The sequence below is a fragment of the Pediococcus acidilactici DSM 20284 genome, assembly GCF_000146325.1.
Classification (GTDB): Bacteria; Bacillota; Bacilli; order Lactobacillales; family Lactobacillaceae; genus Pediococcus; species Pediococcus acidilactici.
In genome coordinates this window covers 126,801-141,779 of sequence record NZ_GL397067.1, presented here as the reverse complement: position 1 = coordinate 141,779, position 14,979 = coordinate 126,801, and the positions used below count along the sequence as shown (strand labels likewise).

Below are 14,979 nucleotides of genomic sequence, written 5' to 3'. Positions count from 1 at the left end.
ATTTTATCATATTCTATAAGGTTTCCTTTACCTACCGAAGGTTTTTAAACTGGTCTTAATAAGTAAAAACGAGAAAGCCTCCCGTTGATTCCGTTAATTAGCCCGAATCTTCATCTTAAGAGTAAATTCTCTTAAAGCTTGCTAATTTCAAGGATTTTAGAGGTTTTCCCGTTGTTTAGTTAGTTTGCATTAGTTCGTTTAATTTTTGATTTAAAACGGTAGCTTCGTCAACGTCCGCACTAAAAATTACCAACGTATCAAATCCGGCAAGCGTTCCCCGAATTTCTTCAATATCGGCATCGTCAATCACCGCTGCCACCCGATTTCCGTGGTTAGGCTCAGTTTTAACAATGTTGATGAACTGGACTTGCGTAATTTTAGTCACGCTCTCTTGAAAAATTTCCCGAATAGGACTATTGTCCGGCTCAATTTGCTCTTTGGAGTCCATCACCCGGTACGTTAGTGCACCCGTAATGTCGGCCTGCTTAACTAAGTGCATTTCTTTAATATCTCGCGAAAGGGTTGCTTGGGTTGTCTTAATCCCCGCATCCGCCAGTGCCTGCAATAATTCCAATTGCGTAGAAATCGGTTTTTCGTTAATTAAATCTAAAATTTTCTCGCGTCGTACTTCTTTTTTCATAATTCATCCCCGTCCTAAATCAAATAAACGAAATCAATTTTCGATTATACCTTATCTTATTTTGTTGCTGAAGTTGTTTTACAACCGTCGTCACCGTTTCCGTAGTGGTCCCACTCAACACCGCTAAGTCTTTTAGCAAAATTTGAAACGGAATTTGACGCACCGCCCCTCTTTTTTGTCCGTATTCAGCCTTTAAGCCGCTTAACACCTGGCAAACCCGTTGGGTGGCGTTCGAACTCGTAGTCTGTTCAATTAAGCTAGTTGTACGTTCAACTAGCCTTTCCATCCGCTGGATAAACGAAACTAGACAAGCGTAATTATGAATAATTACCCGTCGGATTTCCGTTACCGGAACTATGTACACTTCTAAATCAGTGATCGCAATTGAATTATAACAGTATTCTTCCCCATTAAGAATGCCCCTCAGTGGAAAAATTGCCTGTGGCGTTAAAAATGATAAATATGTTAAGTCTCCCTCCGCATTCATTGCCGTAACTTTTACGTGACCTTCCTTTAAGAAATACACGTTACTAAGCTCATCCCCCTGATCAAAAATCCATTGTCCCCGGTGCACCCGTTTAAAACGCGTAGCTTCACTTAGTCGATCTAATTCCTGCATGGGTAAGTTTCCAAAATCTGGTTGAGCCATATAAAATTTTTTGATTTCCGTTTGGATGGTTGGCGAAATCATAGAAAAACTCCTTTTTTTAAAATTGATTTGACGCCTACTATGTTAGAAAAAAATTACCACCCCAGTAACTTGACGGTAAAAGACTAAAATCCGCAATTTTTGTTAAAAAAAATGTAGTTTGTCCATTATATTAAATTTTGGTGAGATTGATGTGCTTTTAATTAAGAGCACCCGCCCAATTTTACTTCGTTTTCTTCCACTAAAAAAACCAAGCACTTGCGCGCTTGGTTTTTATATTGAATTTCAGTTGGTTAATTTTACATTTCGTCCGGTGCCTTAACGCCAAGTAAGCGTAGTGCTTCTTCAAGCACTAAACTAACACTCTTAACCAATGCCAAGCGTGCTGGCTTTTCAGCATCGTCCGCCAAGATCCGAGAATTTGCGTAGTACTTATTGAAGGATTTCGCCAAACTCAAGGCGTACTTCGCAATAACTGATGGTTCATATTGGGCAGCTGCTCGTTGAACCACGCTTGGGAATTCTTGCAATGCTTTTAAGGTATCCCAAGCATTGGCATCCGTAATCTTCAATTGATCGGTTGTAACTTCCGTATCTGCCTTCCGAAGAATGCTTTCTGCCCGAGCCCGACTATATTGTACGTATGGGCCTGTTTCCCCTTCAAAACGAACAACATCTTCAAGGTTAAAGTCAAAGGAGTTTGTCCGTTCGTTCTTCAAATCGTGGAAGACTACCGCGCCAACCCCAACTTCTTTTGCAACCGTGTCAGCGTTAGCTAAATCAGGGTTCTTTTCGTTGATTTGCTTCTTCGCTAAGGTTACCGCATCATTCAAGACTTCATCCAAGAGAACAACCCGACCTGAACGAGTAGACAATTTCTTTCCGTTCAGCGTAATCAAACCAAATTGAATATGGTGGATGTCGTCAGACCAATCATAGCCCATTTCTTTTAATACAGCCTTTAATTGCTTAAAGTGGTTAGTTTGTTCGGCACCAACCACGTATAGCGATTGTACAAAGTTGTAAGTCCGGTAACGGTAAAGGGCTGCTGCTAAGTCCCGAGTAATGTACAGGGTAGCTCCGTCAGTCTTCTTAATTAAGGCTGGATTCAAGTTGTACTTTTCTAGGTCGACAACTTGCGCTCCCCGGCTTTCCTTTAAGAGGTCCTTGTCTTCCAAAATTTGGACAATTTCATCCATCTTATCGTTATAGAAGGCTTCCCCTTTGTAAGAATCAAACGTAATCCCTAACTTATCGTAAATTTGCTTGAAGGATTGTAACGAAACTTCACGGAACCATTTCCATAGGTTAGTAGCTTCTTCGTCACCATCTTCCAGCTTCTTGAACCAGTCCCGAGCAATGTCGTCTAGTTCAGGCTTTTCCTTATCTTCCTTATGGAAACGAACGTAGTATTCCAAAAGTTTGTTGATTGGATCAGCTTTTACATCTTCTTCACTACCCCATAGTTTGTATGCGGTAATTAATTTACCAAATTGCGTACCCCAGTCACCTAAATGGTTAATCTTAATTGGGTGATAACCATTTTTTTCCATAATTAGAGCTAAAGAATTACCAATTACGGTCGAACGTAAGTGACCCATGGAAATCGGCTTAGCAATGTTAGGCGATGACATATCAATTGGAACGTTCCCATTTTGACCATTGTCGTTATCACCATAAGCTGACTTTTGGTCAAGAACCGTTCTTAAAACTTCTTCACCAAAGGCTTGCTTATCTAGGAAGAAGTTGATGTAAGGACCCGCAACTTCAACTTTTTCGAAGTCGCTTTGGTCAATTTTTTCAACTAAATCTTGTGCGATCATTTGAGGTGCTTTGCGCAAAACCTTAGCTAGCGTAAAGGTTGGGAAAGCCAAATCACCTAGCTTGCTTTCCTTAGGCACTTCAATCTTTTCATAGATTTCGCTATCTGATAGGTATTCGTTTAAAACTGGTTTTAATGCTGCAACAACTTGATTCTTATAATCCATATTTCCGTCCTTTCTGCGAAAAAAAACGCCCCTTACATCGTTAAATGTAAGAGACGAGATTTCCCGCGGTACCACTCTACTTGATTAAAATAATCCACTTATTTATTTAATTTAATATCCGTAGAATCACGCCTTCATCTCCGCCTTATATCTGACTCCCATCAACTCAGACTCGCTAGGATAACGCTGAAGATTACTACTATTCTACTTATTACTGAATCATTATAACAGAGTATGTTTTGATTTGCTAATTAACTTTTCCAGCTAATTGATTAAGGGCCTCAAATTCATTAGGCGCCAACGTAATGTACGCTGCTTGAATATTACTTTCAAAGTGTTTAATATTTGAGGTTCCAGGAATTGGTAAAATCACTTCCGAACGTTGTAATAGCCAAGCTAACGCAATTTGACTCGGCGTTGCCAAGTGATTTTGGGCAATTTGGTTCAAAATGCTATTTTGGTCTGAAGCCAACTTTCCAGTTGCCAACGGGAACCACGGAATAAACGCCATGTGTTGGGATTCGGCATAATCGAGAACTGCTTCGTCACGGCGGTCAATCAGGTTATACCGGTTTTGTACTGAAGCAATCTTGGCTATCGCTTGTGCACGTTTAATTTCTTCTACTGAAACTTGGCTCAAACCAATGTGCTTAATTTTACCTTCTTTTTGCATGTCTGCTAAGACACCGACCTGTTCTTCAATTGAAAAACGGGGATCCACCCGGTGCAATTGCATCAAGTCAATCGAGTCCAGTCCTAGAGACCATAAGTTCAATTCTACCTGTTGCCGCAAATAATTAGGGTCGCCAACCACCGTCCACACGTCCGGTCCTTGTCGGGTGAACCCAACTTTGCTGGCAATCATTTTATGTGGTCCTTGATAGTCCCTTAACGCTTCTTTGAGATATAAATTTGCATAAAACGGTCCGTACGCATCCGCAGTGTCAATGAAGTTAACTTCACTATCTAACACCCGCTTCGCTACGGCAACCGCATTGGCTTCATCGGCACTGGGCCCCCAGACACCGTGTCCAGGTAATTGCATCGTTCCGTATCCTAAACGATTTACCCGTAACTCATCATCAAATTCAAATGTCTGTTTTATCATTGTTTTCCTCCGTTAATGCGATGGTTTCAAATCTATTATAACCGCGAAAAAATAAATTGGCACCAAAACTAGCCAATTTGCACCCGTTGAAGTAGCAAGATAATCAATCTTTTTGCTAACCCGTTTTACCATGTAAATTAACTAAATTCTACTTTACATTTTTTCCAAACTGGACTAAAATGAATTTTGCAATTGCGAACGTAGTTTAGTGGTAAAATCCAAGCTTCCCAAGCTTGTGTCGCGGGTTCGATTCCCGTCGTTCGCTTTTTTAGATGTTTTGGGAACCTTACGGAAATAAATCAAAAGTGTCACAATCCTCTGGTAATACTGGGATTGTGGCACTTTTGTTTTTGGAGAATTATTTGAGAAACTTGGCAAAAATTAATCCTTTGTTCCCAAGCTGACAACTAAATATCAAATATTCCTGAAGTAAAAACAGTTTGGGATACCTTTAACGTCGCATCTTACCTTTTTCCAAAACAAATACAAACATTTATAAACTTGCACTTCAATAACCCCCCCGATCCACAAAGATCGGGGGCTTTTTAGGCAGGAGGTATTTCGTATAACTGTCTTTTGTTTTTAAATCTCGTTAACTAATTTAGCGTAATCAATATTCTTCAACACGTTTCGCTTCACCGCAAAAAGTCCGTCAGCACTCATTTTTTGGAGCTCTTGATTCAAAGATGAACGGGTCACGTGTAAAATCTCCGAAAACACTTCTTGTGAAACTGGGAATTCGAGCTCAGTTGCTTCGGTACTTTCCATCGCTGAGTTGCCACCGCTAATAATCCAGTAAGCAATCCGCTCGCGCACCGTTTTATAACCTAAGCAAGTGATCAAACGTTGATTCTCCAACCCCCGTTTTGCTAACTGGCGGATATACATTTTAGAAAATTCGGGGTCTTCAAGAACTACTTTTGAAAAATTTTCAATGGGGATCCAACAAATCTGGCATTGGTTAATTGAACCTAAATTGTACGTGGACCGTTTATCTCCCGAGAAATGTAAATATTCTAAAACAATGCTGTTGGGTCCGAAAATCGTTTCACACATTTCTTTACCGCACCTAGAGTAGATTATTGCTTTAAGATAACCCTTAAGTACAATTCCAATCTCCGTAATTAGGGTCCCTGGGGTCTTTACGATAATATTTCTTTTGTATTCTTCAATTCGACAATGATTTCGAATTAAGGGATGCTGCAAAATACTTTTCACAAAATCGCGCTGTTCCATCAGGAATCCCTCCTGTCCATCAGTTATTTCAGGGCATCTTCCAGAAAATCACAAACGTCATCGTAATCACGTTCACCATTAAAGCGTTGTAATTCCTTTCCATCCTTAAAGATGGCTACAACCGGGATTCCCGCAATTTTATGCTGTTCAGCCAACTTAGTTTCGGCATCCACGTCTACGTAGTGAATTATAAAGTCATCAGCAAAGTCTTCTTTTAACGCTTCTTCTAAAACTGGATGCAGAGCCTTACAGTGTACACATCTTTCTGCGCCGAATAGGACTAGAACCGGCTTCTCCTGGTTTCCTAAGACAGCTTCGTCGAAGTTAGCAGTGGTCAGGGGCGCAAAAAAGTCTTTATCAACGTCAAACACTTTTTCCTTATTAATTGTATCATCCTCGTCATCCGTAGCCACACACAAAGCAACGTCAGCGTAATACGGCAAAGTTCCTTCTACATCGATAACTTTCTTAGCACCTAGTTTACCAGCTCCCGGGACCCGGTAAGTCGGGTTGTCAATCGGTTCAATCGCCACTTCTTCAGGAACTGGTTCTTGCGGTACATAGTCATACGGATAGCGGTACGCACGGTAAATCATGTTATTTTTAGGCTGGCCAGGTTCGGTATGTGAATAGTATGGTGAAATCCATTCCCACACGATTTCTTTTTCGTTTGTAATTTCAATTAAGCGCCCATCCGACCCTTCGTCAATCAGCGTGTTCCCATTTGGTAACCGTTGTGCCGAAGAAACGTACGGACTATAAAATTTACTTGCGTCCACTGGAATAGCGTGTCCAAAATCTTTAGGGGTAACTTCCCAAACCACCTTTAAAGTAGTTGGGTCAAATTCGATAATCCGGCTATAATCCCGGGTTGCGTTCTTCGTTCCAATTGGAGAAGCCGGATTAGGAAGACCATAACCTGCCCAACCGCCGTTATCAAAAACTAGTAAGTTACCTTCGCCAGGTAGTCCTCTAGGAATCATGTGCAGGTGATGTTGCCCAATAATCCACCCTAACTTCTTTAGCTCTGGTGAAGCATTAAAGTCCGGACCGATTCTCCAAACAATCTTTCCCGTATCCTTATCTAAAATGGCTAGGATATTTGCTTCCCGACTATCAAAAATTATATTGGTTGGTTTGAAACGCTCGTCTCCAGCGTCGTACCATTTGTTTGGCCCTAAGTAGCTCATGCAATTAACGTGCAGGTAATCCCCCACGCCCCCATCAGATGAACGCATGTTAGGGTCGCGGAACAAGACGTTTTTGGCAGCCTCATCAAACCCTAGTTCATCAAAATGTTCGTTAATGGACCACTGCCAAACGATGTTTCCTTGCCAATCCACTTCATACATAATTTCGTCTAACAACCGCTTGTCAGAAATTTTAGGGTTATGGATCGTTTGGTGCCCTAAAATCAACGTATTGCCCGAAAGTGGCTTTGCTTCTTGGCCCGGAACGTAATAGCCAACCGGGTTGCCTTCCCGTTGAAAATCGTGGTGTGACCTCGCCATCCAGCGGTGATCCCGGCCCGGATCGTCAATTTTTTCAAGTTTATCAAATTTCCAAACAATGTTGCCGTCGTAGTCAATTTCAATCAAGTTAACTCCATCTTGCATTCCATAATCAGGGTGACGGTTCCCCGAAGATCCCATTACATAGCCACCCTTAAAGAGTTTAGGCGGCATCGCATGCATATTCCAACGGCGAATCTCATTTCCGTTCATGTCAAATAGTAAAACCCCGTCGTTAATCAGCGGCACGATTGTGTAACCGTTAAAACATTTTTCTGGTTTGTAAATTGTGGTTCCGTGTGGAAATACTGAAGGTTGTCCCATTTTATTCACCCCTATTTTTCTAATTCTTCAATGCTATTAATAATTTTCGTTAACTGTCCATGTTCGTATAGCGCTGCCACCACTGTGTGATTAAGTTTCAATTGGTTAAATAAGACGGTTTGGTGTGAAACGTCCTGACGGTAGACTTTATATTTTTCTACCAGGGCATTTTCAAACTTGGTTGCTTGGTCAATGTCCTGGGATTCGTATGGATTGAAAAAGATGAACGCCACTTTCGCATCGAAATCGTTTAAAATTTGAGCTAGCTGTTTTTCTTCAGTCAGGTAGCGTTCCGCTGCGACCACCGCGCAAGCGCCATCACCGCAAGCTGTAATTACTTGTTTTAAATAATTATCCGTGCAATCCCCAATTGCGTATAATCCTGGAAGGTTAGTTTCTTGCTTCTCATTTACGTGAATGTATCCGTGTCCATTCATTTCAACTAATCCCTTTACCAGACTGGTTTGGGGCGTCATTCCGATAAAGAAGAACACCCCCTTGGTCGTGTGGGTAGTTAATGCTCCAGTTTTTACATTTTTAACAACTACCTCTTCAACTTTTTCGCCTCCTTTGATTTCCGCTAACGTTGAATTCCAAATAAAGCTAACCTTCGGATTGTTCTTAATATTCTTAGCAGCCACCTCATTGCAATCCAAAATGCCTCCATCATGGAGCACGACAATGTTAATTTTTTTAGCAAATTTAGCTAAATATTCGGATTCCTCGATGGCTTGGTCCCCTGCTCCAACCACGAAAATTTCTTGGTCCTTAAAAAATTCCGCGTCGCAGGTAGCGCAGTACGAAACCCCTTGGCCGACAAATTCTTTTTCACCACTAATGTTTAATTCACGCGGGACAGTCCCCAGATCTAAGATCACCGTTTTAGCTGTAAAATCGCCCCGCCGTTTCGTTGATACAATAAATCCATCTTCAACGGGCTGAACCCTGGTTACCGTGGTACGTTTCAATTCCACGCTCTCTGCATCTTCAGCGTGCTTTTTAAAAGTTTCCATTAGGTGATTTCCAGAATCTAGTTCGACCCCAGGGTAGTTTTTAACCTCGGCCGTTTCGGTAATTCGGCCGCCATAACCACTTTTTTCAATTAAAAGGGTTTTTAGTTCCGCGCGTCCGCCATAGATTGCCGCCGTTAAACCACCCGGCCCGCCACCGACAATTAGCACATCATATTCTTTACGCATTTCTCGATACTCCTTTAATCCCTACTTTTTCCGTATTATTTTGCTTTTCTCGTTTAAAGACCCATAAGAAACAAACGAGGGTTAGCAAGATGCAGTAATAACTGGAAGCAAAAATCTCAAACGGATTAACCGCTACCTTGCCGTAACCGGTTACATTAATTTGATTAATTAACGTAACTGCACCCATAACAAATGCACTATTAACGGGAATGATCGCCGTCACCGTCGTTGCTGCCCCAGTTAGTAGATACGAGCGCTTGTTGGGTGAAATATTCGCACTCTGCCCGATTTGGTCCGCCACGTTACTAAACAGTAGAATGGCTGGTAAAACACAGCCTGAAAGCAAAATATTGATTACCCCAATACTAAGCACTAAAACCAACTCAGCCCCCATTGGAGATTGGATAACCTTCTTTTTTAAAATCCATTCGCACAACATGTCCAAGCATCCCGACTCCACGGCCACCGCAATCATGCCAAACAATAATATGGAAGAAATAATAATATCAGTCATGCTAAAGGTCCCGGTGGTCAAAATTCCCAGGAGTTCATGTTGCCGATTAGTCATTAGAATGTCCCTCATTTGAAAGTTACCTAAAACGACCCCTAAAATTAATCCAATTACTGTGGCGTATGATAGCCCTAAAAACAAATCTTTCTTAATAAAACTAATCACCAATAAAATTACAATCGGTATCAGCATGAACAGACCTTTTCCATCGGCATTTTGGTTAATTATCGCCAATTTAGCTGGATTAATCACCGCACCCGTCGCGCCAGACATGTAAAACAAAATTGCGCTCAGTAGTGCAACCCCCACCAAGTACGGACTCCGGGCTTTCATCACGGCTTGTAAATCAGCGGGCTTATGGGTCTGTTTGTCATGCTGTGTATCAATGGTGGTATTAATCACCTGCGAACTGGGCGACATTGCATCCCCGAAGAAAACGCCGCTTAAAATTGCACCTACTAAAACCGCTGCTTTGGCTCCTAACATAATTCCTGGCGGATAAAAAATGGGTACTACCGCAAATACCGCCGCAATGGGAGCACCGGTTCCCATGGAAATAATTGTGGAGGCGATAAACGTAAAAACCACGAAGCCGCTTCCGGTAATTCCCAGTTGGGTACTTAACCAGACAAAGCCACTGCCAATGTTGCCTACCGTTAGCAATTTGGTAAATAACCCAATTAAAATGAAGGTAAAAATCAATTTAGAGTTACCAAACTGCGTTAACCCTTTAATGATGACTTTCCAATACTTAGCCTTCTCCTTTACAAAGAAAAAGTCCGCAAAGAGACCAATTACCGAGGCTACAGCCAAACCTTTCATTGAATACACTTGGAAAAAGATTGCTAACCCGGCACTAATGATGATGTAAACCACGATGGGGACCATCCCCATTTTTTTGCCACCATAAAACTCAATTGCGTACCCTTGCTCACCGCCTTTTAAACTATCCACTCCACCAACCCCCTTTTTCGATAAAATCCAAGCGAAAGTTTGATATTTATTTCACAATTAATTTACCAAAATTCTGCTAAAAAAACTGTTCGATACCCAACAGTTCCCCAAATAAAGTAATTATTTTTATACCTGTACTAAAAAATCCCTTCCACAGTGGGAAGAGATTAATTCATTATTGAATAATTTTTGAAGATGATTACCGCTACTCTAATGCAAATCGTCCGCCAACACACACTACTTAGGAGACTGCAACCATCGAATTTGTTCCGTTGTAAATCCAGTGTACTTAATCGTTAATTGATAGACTTTCCGAACCTCACGTACCACTTCTTTCAAAGATTCAAGATCATAAGGGGTCACCCTCCGCAAAGGAATCGAATGTGGCCGACTGTTCTTTTTATGAACAATGAAAAAGAAGTTATAACAATCGTCAAACCGGTCGTCGACAATGTTAATTGCATAATATGTGTTCGGAATCTTTTTAAAATACCGTTGAATTCGCTGTAAAATCACCCTAGCATCCGCATTCATTTTAAACCAGCACTTCCGCGTTGAAGACTGTAAACTGGCGAACCACCATTTGGCCACGTTGGTTAGGCCGCACCAATGCGGTTAACGCTGATCCAGGACGTGCTTCTTGGAAAAACCGTAGCGCGTGTGTATGGATCAGCATATTGTATTTTTGCTGCCGACGATCCGTCAGCTGAAACCGCATTAAGAGTGGCGAATAACTAATGATTTTAATCGACGAAGTAATAATTCCGCTTAACTTTTGCATAACCATCACCCTCACTAATATATTGGGTTAATTATACAAACGTACGTTCGTATTTGTCAAATTTTTCAGCATTAAAAGTAAGGTCGTTGAGTCTAAAAAAGGCCTCTCAGAATCTAAAATTCTTGAGAAGCCCTTAATTTTAAAATCGAATCCAAAGCTTTCGCCAAGCTAACACAGTTATCAATAACTACCAGCTTTATTCCTAAATTATCCGTGATCTTTATAGTTCTTCCTTAACTTGTCGTTTGGCAATCATTGGCATAATGACCCCTAATGCGATTAAAACAAATGGCGTGATGATATTCATTGCCAATTGGAACCACCAAGTTGTTGGATTTGCTGCGTAGTCAATCTTAGGAATCACCCCTAAAATACATGCAAATGCCGTAAATAAGAAGCACCATAATCCAAAAGCAAAGCCAATCTTCGAGTTTTTAACAAAGACGTAGTCGGAGTTGAACTTCTTGATTTGCTTCGACAATAGCATGTACGCTACGAATACCCAGAGATAGCGCATTGGCATTACAACCGAGTTAAGGTTCATTAACCAGTTATATAAATCATTCATTCCACCGATTCCCAATGCAGGAACGATAATAATGATCGAAACCAAAATTCCAGTTAATTTGTAACCGTTAATCGCGATGCCGTTCTTATTTTTCCGCCGCAAACTTGCCGGCACAAAGTTTTTATCAGCGTCATTTAAAAAGATTCGTAACGGAGCGTCAACTGAAATCGCAAGCGCTGCCGAAGTCGATAAAATATTGGAAATTGCAAAAATCCAGGTCAACAAGTTCCCCACGTGGAAGTAATTTCCTAAAATTTGGAAAGCCGTATACGACCCGTTCGCCATCAAATCATTAGGAATGTGGTCGGCGTCAAAAATCATCCCCATCGCAAACGAACCTAGGACAGCAGACAGTGCCACCATGATTGCAAGTAAAATCATCCCTAGAGGAAATTCTTTGGAAGGATTTCGCGTCTTATTAACGTACGGGGAAATTTTTTCCGCTCCCCCAACTGCGAAAACTAACATGGAAATCGTGGTGAAGTAGTTAAAATTAAATTTTGGCATATAAGTGCTGACTTGATCCATGTGTGCCGTAGCAATCGATGAATGCGCAATAAACGGCGCCGCTAAACCTAAAATAATGAAGAGAATCGACATGGTAAACATCCCAATCCCTGCAATACTCCCCACGCGATTAAGCGTGGTGACACCTTTAGTAGCCATCCATAAGAAGATTAAGAATATTACTAAACTTAGTGCTTGAACAACGTATGACGGGGTTTGGTTAACAAAGTTCCCGTTACTCTGGAAAAGCCAACTAAACCCAATTAGGATCGCCTGTGGTTTTTGGGCTAAGTAAGGCACGTGCACAATCCAATATGTCCAAGCTGCTAAATAAGCCCACCGACTAGTGGAGAGTTCCTTCATCCAAGAAGAAACGCCACCTTCCGCATCTTGGAAAGTAGCTCCCAACTGACCAACCATTAAAGTATAAGGGATAAAATATAGCGCCATGATCAATATCCAAGAAACGATGACCACGAGGCCTTGATTAGCAAAGTTATTGACCACGTTGTTCAAGCCCCAAACGGCCGTAAACGAAATCAAAGCAATGTTGTACCAACGAAAATTGCGGTTGTTACCCGTAGTTTCCATAAATTGTCCTCCTTAAATATTTATACCCTATTACACCAGAAAACGCTGTAAAAATAAATAGATTTCCATTAAAAAGTTAATTAAATTTTAATTTTGTTTGCTTTAACAACGCTTAAGATAACCAAATTGACAAAAAAGTACTGAATTCAGTAAAATAATTTTGGCATAATAACGCCCTAAAAGCCCGTTGTTTGGGGATTTAGCCCGCGTAAAAATTTTTTTATTTATTCTGCAGACTTTTAGCAAAATTTGTTATCGCTAAAAGTACTGAATTCGATAATTAGAATGGAGGAATTCGATGGACCTCGTCGACCGGATCAAATTAACCGCAAAGCTAAAGAAAAATTGGAATCTTAAAACCACCGCGCAACACGCTGGAATTGGGGTTAATAGTATTTACCGTTGGAAAACGCAAGCTCCCCGAGCTGACAAGTTACTTCAGGTTGCGGAAGCTCTTGACGTGTCCCTTGATTACTTAATGGGACGCTCGGAAGATTCCCAAATTCAAAACCACCCCGTAAGTATGACTATTGAAGAAGCCGTCGACGGCATTCGCTACTTTAACGGCGAGCCGGTTACCGATTTTAAGCGACGTGGTTTAAAAGCCATTGCGAAGGCCTATTTGCGGAAGGATTAATCTAACCACGGCCTAAAAGTAGCGTGCGCCAAAAGTCGGGTAGTTTGCTCTAGTCAAAAACGACCGTTATGCCTGAATTTGGCGTAACGGTCGTTTTTTGGTTAAACGGAACAGACTGGATTTTGGCGCATGCTTTGACCCTACTTGCCGCCAAAACAGCTTGTTAAGAATCTTTTTATCCTTGAAAATATTGCTTTATTTTTTCCAGCCTCTTATTTTATTGACTTTACCGCGCTAAGCGTATAAAGATTCGTGGGGATGTTTAAACCAAGGTGTTCAGCGGTCCCTATTCCGGTCCTATTGCTTAACTGCGGAAATGAAACGAGCAAAGGCTGCCTTACCAGCTTCATCCCATTTGAAAACGCCGGCATCAGCTAAAACCCGCGCGAAAACATTACCAACGGCCGTATTGACCACTTCAGTAACGTTTGCTGGCGTAATCGACTTAGTTTCTTTTAATTGATCAGCCCAAGTTTTATGCATTTCTGCCATTTGGTTGTCTTGATTTAACAGGTACTTTTCCACTTCTACCAATTCCGTCTTTAACCGAGCTGGTAAAATTGCCCTCCCCATTACTTCAATCAAGCCAATATTTTCTTTTTTAATGTGTTGTACGTCTTGGTGCGGATGGAAAATGCCGTCTGGAAATGCTGCCGAAGTCTGATTATCCCGCAATACCACGTCCATCACGTAGTTCTCCCCATCTTTATAGGCAATCGGAGTAGTTGTATGATGACGCGTTCCATCGGTATACGCTCTGACATCCACACTTTCATCGGTATAATTCATCCAAGTATTATGGATTTTAACGGCCGCATCCGTCAGCGCAACCGGATCTTTGCTGGTCAAGCGAATGGTCGACATTGGCCACTTCACGATTCCAGCTTCTACGCCATTCACCCCTAATTCAATGGTTCTAGCAACCGGCGCCTTCATCATTGGAAATACATGTCGGCCACCTTGATAGTGTTCATGTGACAACATTGATCCCCCAACAATTGGCAAATCAGCATTACTGCCCACAAAATAATGTGGTAACTGTTTAACGATTTCCAATAAGTTGGCAAAGGTTTGTCGGTTAATCACCATTGGTCGGTGAACTTGATCTAAGAAAATCGAATGTTCGTTGAAGTACGCGTACGGTGAGTATTGGAAGCCCCAAGTTTCGCCGCCTACCGTCATCCGAATAATCCGGTGATTGCTGCGGGATGGGTAACCTAACCTACCTAAATAGCCCTCATTTTGCATGCATAGTTGACACAAAGGGTAGCCATTTTGCGGTTGGTTACGGGCCGCGGCAATCGCCTTAGGATCCTTTTCCGGTTTCGAGAGATTAATGGTAATTTCAAGTTGCCCAAAGTCCGTCTTAGCCGGAAAAGATACGTTTTTAGCGATTGCCCGGGTTTTAATGTAGTCGTTATCTTTACTTAATTTAAAGAAATAATCCGTAGCCGCTTTAGGACTCACCTGATATTTATCCCAAAAAAGCTGGTTTAAAACGGAAGGCAACGGCGTCACCAAGTCCATTAGTTGGTCTGCTAAAATGCTCTTATCTGATTGAGTATCCTCAATTTTACCGTTTTGGATAGCCGTCTTAACTAACGCATCTACCAAACTCGTCAACTGTCCATCAACGGCTTCAGCTGGTTCACCTTCGCCAACCAAGCCTAAAACACGATTATAAACATAAATATGGTCCAAGTTGGTGTACTGCGATGTTGAATCAATTACGGCTTGGACAAATTGTTCTAAACTATTCATGATGCTTGTCCTCC

General features: G+C 41.5%; 13 protein-coding genes and 1 tRNA gene. 2 read left to right on the top strand and 12 right to left on the bottom strand.

What is annotated here, in order from left to right:
- Window positions 1–175 precede the first annotated feature (175 nt).
- The 4 genes from HMPREF0623_RS00675 to HMPREF0623_RS00660 form a co-directional block, all read right to left on the bottom strand.
- On the bottom strand, window positions 176–640 hold the full coding sequence (locus tag HMPREF0623_RS00675; RefSeq protein WP_002831336.1) for an arginine repressor: 465 nt from the start codon (window positions 638–640) through the stop codon (window positions 176–178).
- Window positions 641–659: 19 nt separating this feature from the next.
- Window positions 660–1,331 (bottom strand): Crp/Fnr family transcriptional regulator, encoded by a 672-nt coding sequence (locus tag HMPREF0623_RS00670; protein ID WP_002831335.1) that lies wholly within the window; start codon window positions 1,329–1,331, stop codon window positions 660–662.
- 257 nt (window positions 1,332–1,588) lie between these two features.
- Complete coding sequence (gene argS, locus HMPREF0623_RS00665; RefSeq protein ID WP_002831333.1) at window positions 1,589–3,277, bottom strand: arginine--tRNA ligase; 1,689 nt, start codon at window positions 3,275–3,277, stop codon at window positions 1,589–1,591.
- A 247-nt stretch (window positions 3,278–3,524) separates the two neighbouring features.
- Complete coding sequence (locus tag HMPREF0623_RS00660; protein ID WP_002831331.1) at window positions 3,525–4,385, bottom strand: aldo/keto reductase; 861 nt, start codon at window positions 4,383–4,385, stop codon at window positions 3,525–3,527.
- Window positions 4,386–4,579: 194 nt separating this feature from the next.
- On the opposite strand from HMPREF0623_RS00660, the gene HMPREF0623_RS00655 reads away from it, so the two are divergent.
- Window positions 4,580–4,650, top strand: a tRNA-Gly gene (locus HMPREF0623_RS00655).
- Window positions 4,651–4,967: 317 nt separating this feature from the next.
- Here HMPREF0623_RS00655 and HMPREF0623_RS00650 read toward each other — a convergent pair.
- The 7 genes from HMPREF0623_RS00650 to HMPREF0623_RS00620 all read right to left on the bottom strand — a co-directional run bounded on the left by HMPREF0623_RS00650 (window position 4,968) and on the right by HMPREF0623_RS00620 (window position 12,567).
- A complete protein-coding gene (locus HMPREF0623_RS00650; protein ID WP_002831329.1) occupies window positions 4,968–5,621 on the bottom strand; it encodes a Crp/Fnr family transcriptional regulator in 654 nt (217 codons plus the stop codon).
- 23 nt (window positions 5,622–5,644) lie between these two features.
- On the bottom strand, window positions 5,645–7,456 hold the full coding sequence (locus tag HMPREF0623_RS00645) for an aryl-sulfate sulfotransferase (RefSeq protein WP_004165660.1): 1,812 nt from the start codon (window positions 7,454–7,456) through the stop codon (window positions 5,645–5,647).
- An 11-nt stretch (window positions 7,457–7,467) separates the two neighbouring features.
- Window positions 7,468–8,655, bottom strand: coding sequence for an NAD(P)/FAD-dependent oxidoreductase (locus HMPREF0623_RS00640; protein ID WP_002831327.1), 1,188 nt, complete (start codon window positions 8,653–8,655; stop codon window positions 7,468–7,470).
- Window positions 8,648–10,120: a Na+/H+ antiporter NhaC family protein gene (locus HMPREF0623_RS00635; RefSeq protein WP_002831326.1), complete on the bottom strand. Its 1,473-nt coding sequence runs from the start codon at window positions 10,118–10,120 to the stop codon at window positions 8,648–8,650. The genes HMPREF0623_RS00640 and HMPREF0623_RS00635 overlap by 8 nt, the downstream gene beginning before the upstream one ends.
- Before the next feature lie 237 nt (window positions 10,121–10,357).
- The gene (locus tag HMPREF0623_RS00630) at window positions 10,358–10,654 is read right to left on the bottom strand and encodes a hypothetical protein (RefSeq protein WP_002831325.1); all 297 of its coding nucleotides are present in this window, start codon (window positions 10,652–10,654) and stop codon (window positions 10,358–10,360) included.
- 1 nt (window position 10,655) lies between these two features.
- Window positions 10,656–10,901 carry a hypothetical protein gene (locus tag HMPREF0623_RS00625; protein WP_002831324.1) on the bottom strand — a complete coding sequence of 82 codons (246 nt, stop codon included), beginning with the start codon at window positions 10,899–10,901 and terminating at the stop codon, window positions 10,656–10,658.
- A gap of 220 nt (window positions 10,902–11,121) precedes the next feature.
- Complete coding sequence (locus tag HMPREF0623_RS00620) at window positions 11,122–12,567, bottom strand: amino acid permease (RefSeq protein ID WP_002831323.1); 1,446 nt, start codon at window positions 12,565–12,567, stop codon at window positions 11,122–11,124.
- A 298-nt stretch (window positions 12,568–12,865) separates the two neighbouring features.
- Here HMPREF0623_RS00620 and HMPREF0623_RS00615 point away from each other — a divergent pair, with 298 nt between their 5' ends.
- The gene (locus HMPREF0623_RS00615) at window positions 12,866–13,204 is read left to right on the top strand and encodes a helix-turn-helix domain-containing protein (protein WP_002831322.1); all 339 of its coding nucleotides are present in this window, start codon (window positions 12,866–12,868) and stop codon (window positions 13,202–13,204) included.
- 297 nt (window positions 13,205–13,501) lie between these two features.
- Here the strand turns inward: HMPREF0623_RS00615 and HMPREF0623_RS00610 are convergent, their stop codons facing one another.
- Entirely contained in the window at window positions 13,502–14,965 is a 1,464-nt protein-coding gene (locus HMPREF0623_RS00610; RefSeq protein WP_002831321.1) for a UDP-glucose--hexose-1-phosphate uridylyltransferase, read from the bottom strand.
- Window positions 14,966–14,979 lie beyond the last annotated feature (14 nt).

Coding starts and splice junctions, on each gene's coding strand:
- HMPREF0623_RS00625 (WP_002831324.1), bottom strand. CDS start 10,901: ATGCAAAAGTTAAGCGGAATTATTACTTCGTCGATTAAAATCATTAGT.
- HMPREF0623_RS00615 (WP_002831322.1), top strand. CDS start 12,866: ATGGACCTCGTCGACCGGATCAAATTAACCGCAAAGCTAAAGAAAAAT.
- HMPREF0623_RS00675 (WP_002831336.1), bottom strand. CDS start 640: ATGAAAAAAGAAGTACGACGCGAGAAAATTTTAGATTTAATTAACGAA.
- HMPREF0623_RS00660 (WP_002831331.1), bottom strand. CDS start 4,385: ATGATAAAACAGACATTTGAATTTGATGATGAGTTACGGGTAAATCGT.
- HMPREF0623_RS00610 (WP_002831321.1), bottom strand. CDS start 14,965: ATGAATAGTTTAGAACAATTTGTCCAAGCCGTAATTGATTCAACATCG.
- HMPREF0623_RS00640 (WP_002831327.1), bottom strand. CDS start 8,655: ATGCGTAAAGAATATGATGTGCTAATTGTCGGTGGCGGGCCGGGTGGT.
- HMPREF0623_RS00645 (WP_004165660.1), bottom strand. CDS start 7,456: ATGGGACAACCTTCAGTATTTCCACACGGAACCACAATTTACAAACCA.
- argS (WP_002831333.1), bottom strand. CDS start 3,277: ATGGATTATAAGAATCAAGTTGTTGCAGCATTAAAACCAGTTTTAAAC.
- HMPREF0623_RS00630 (WP_002831325.1), bottom strand. CDS start 10,654: ATGAATGCGGATGCTAGGGTGATTTTACAGCGAATTCAACGGTATTTT.
- HMPREF0623_RS00670 (WP_002831335.1), bottom strand. CDS start 1,331: ATGATTTCGCCAACCATCCAAACGGAAATCAAAAAATTTTATATGGCT.
- HMPREF0623_RS00650 (WP_002831329.1), bottom strand. CDS start 5,621: ATGGAACAGCGCGATTTTGTGAAAAGTATTTTGCAGCATCCCTTAATT.
- HMPREF0623_RS00620 (WP_002831323.1), bottom strand. CDS start 12,567: ATGGAAACTACGGGTAACAACCGCAATTTTCGTTGGTACAACATTGCT.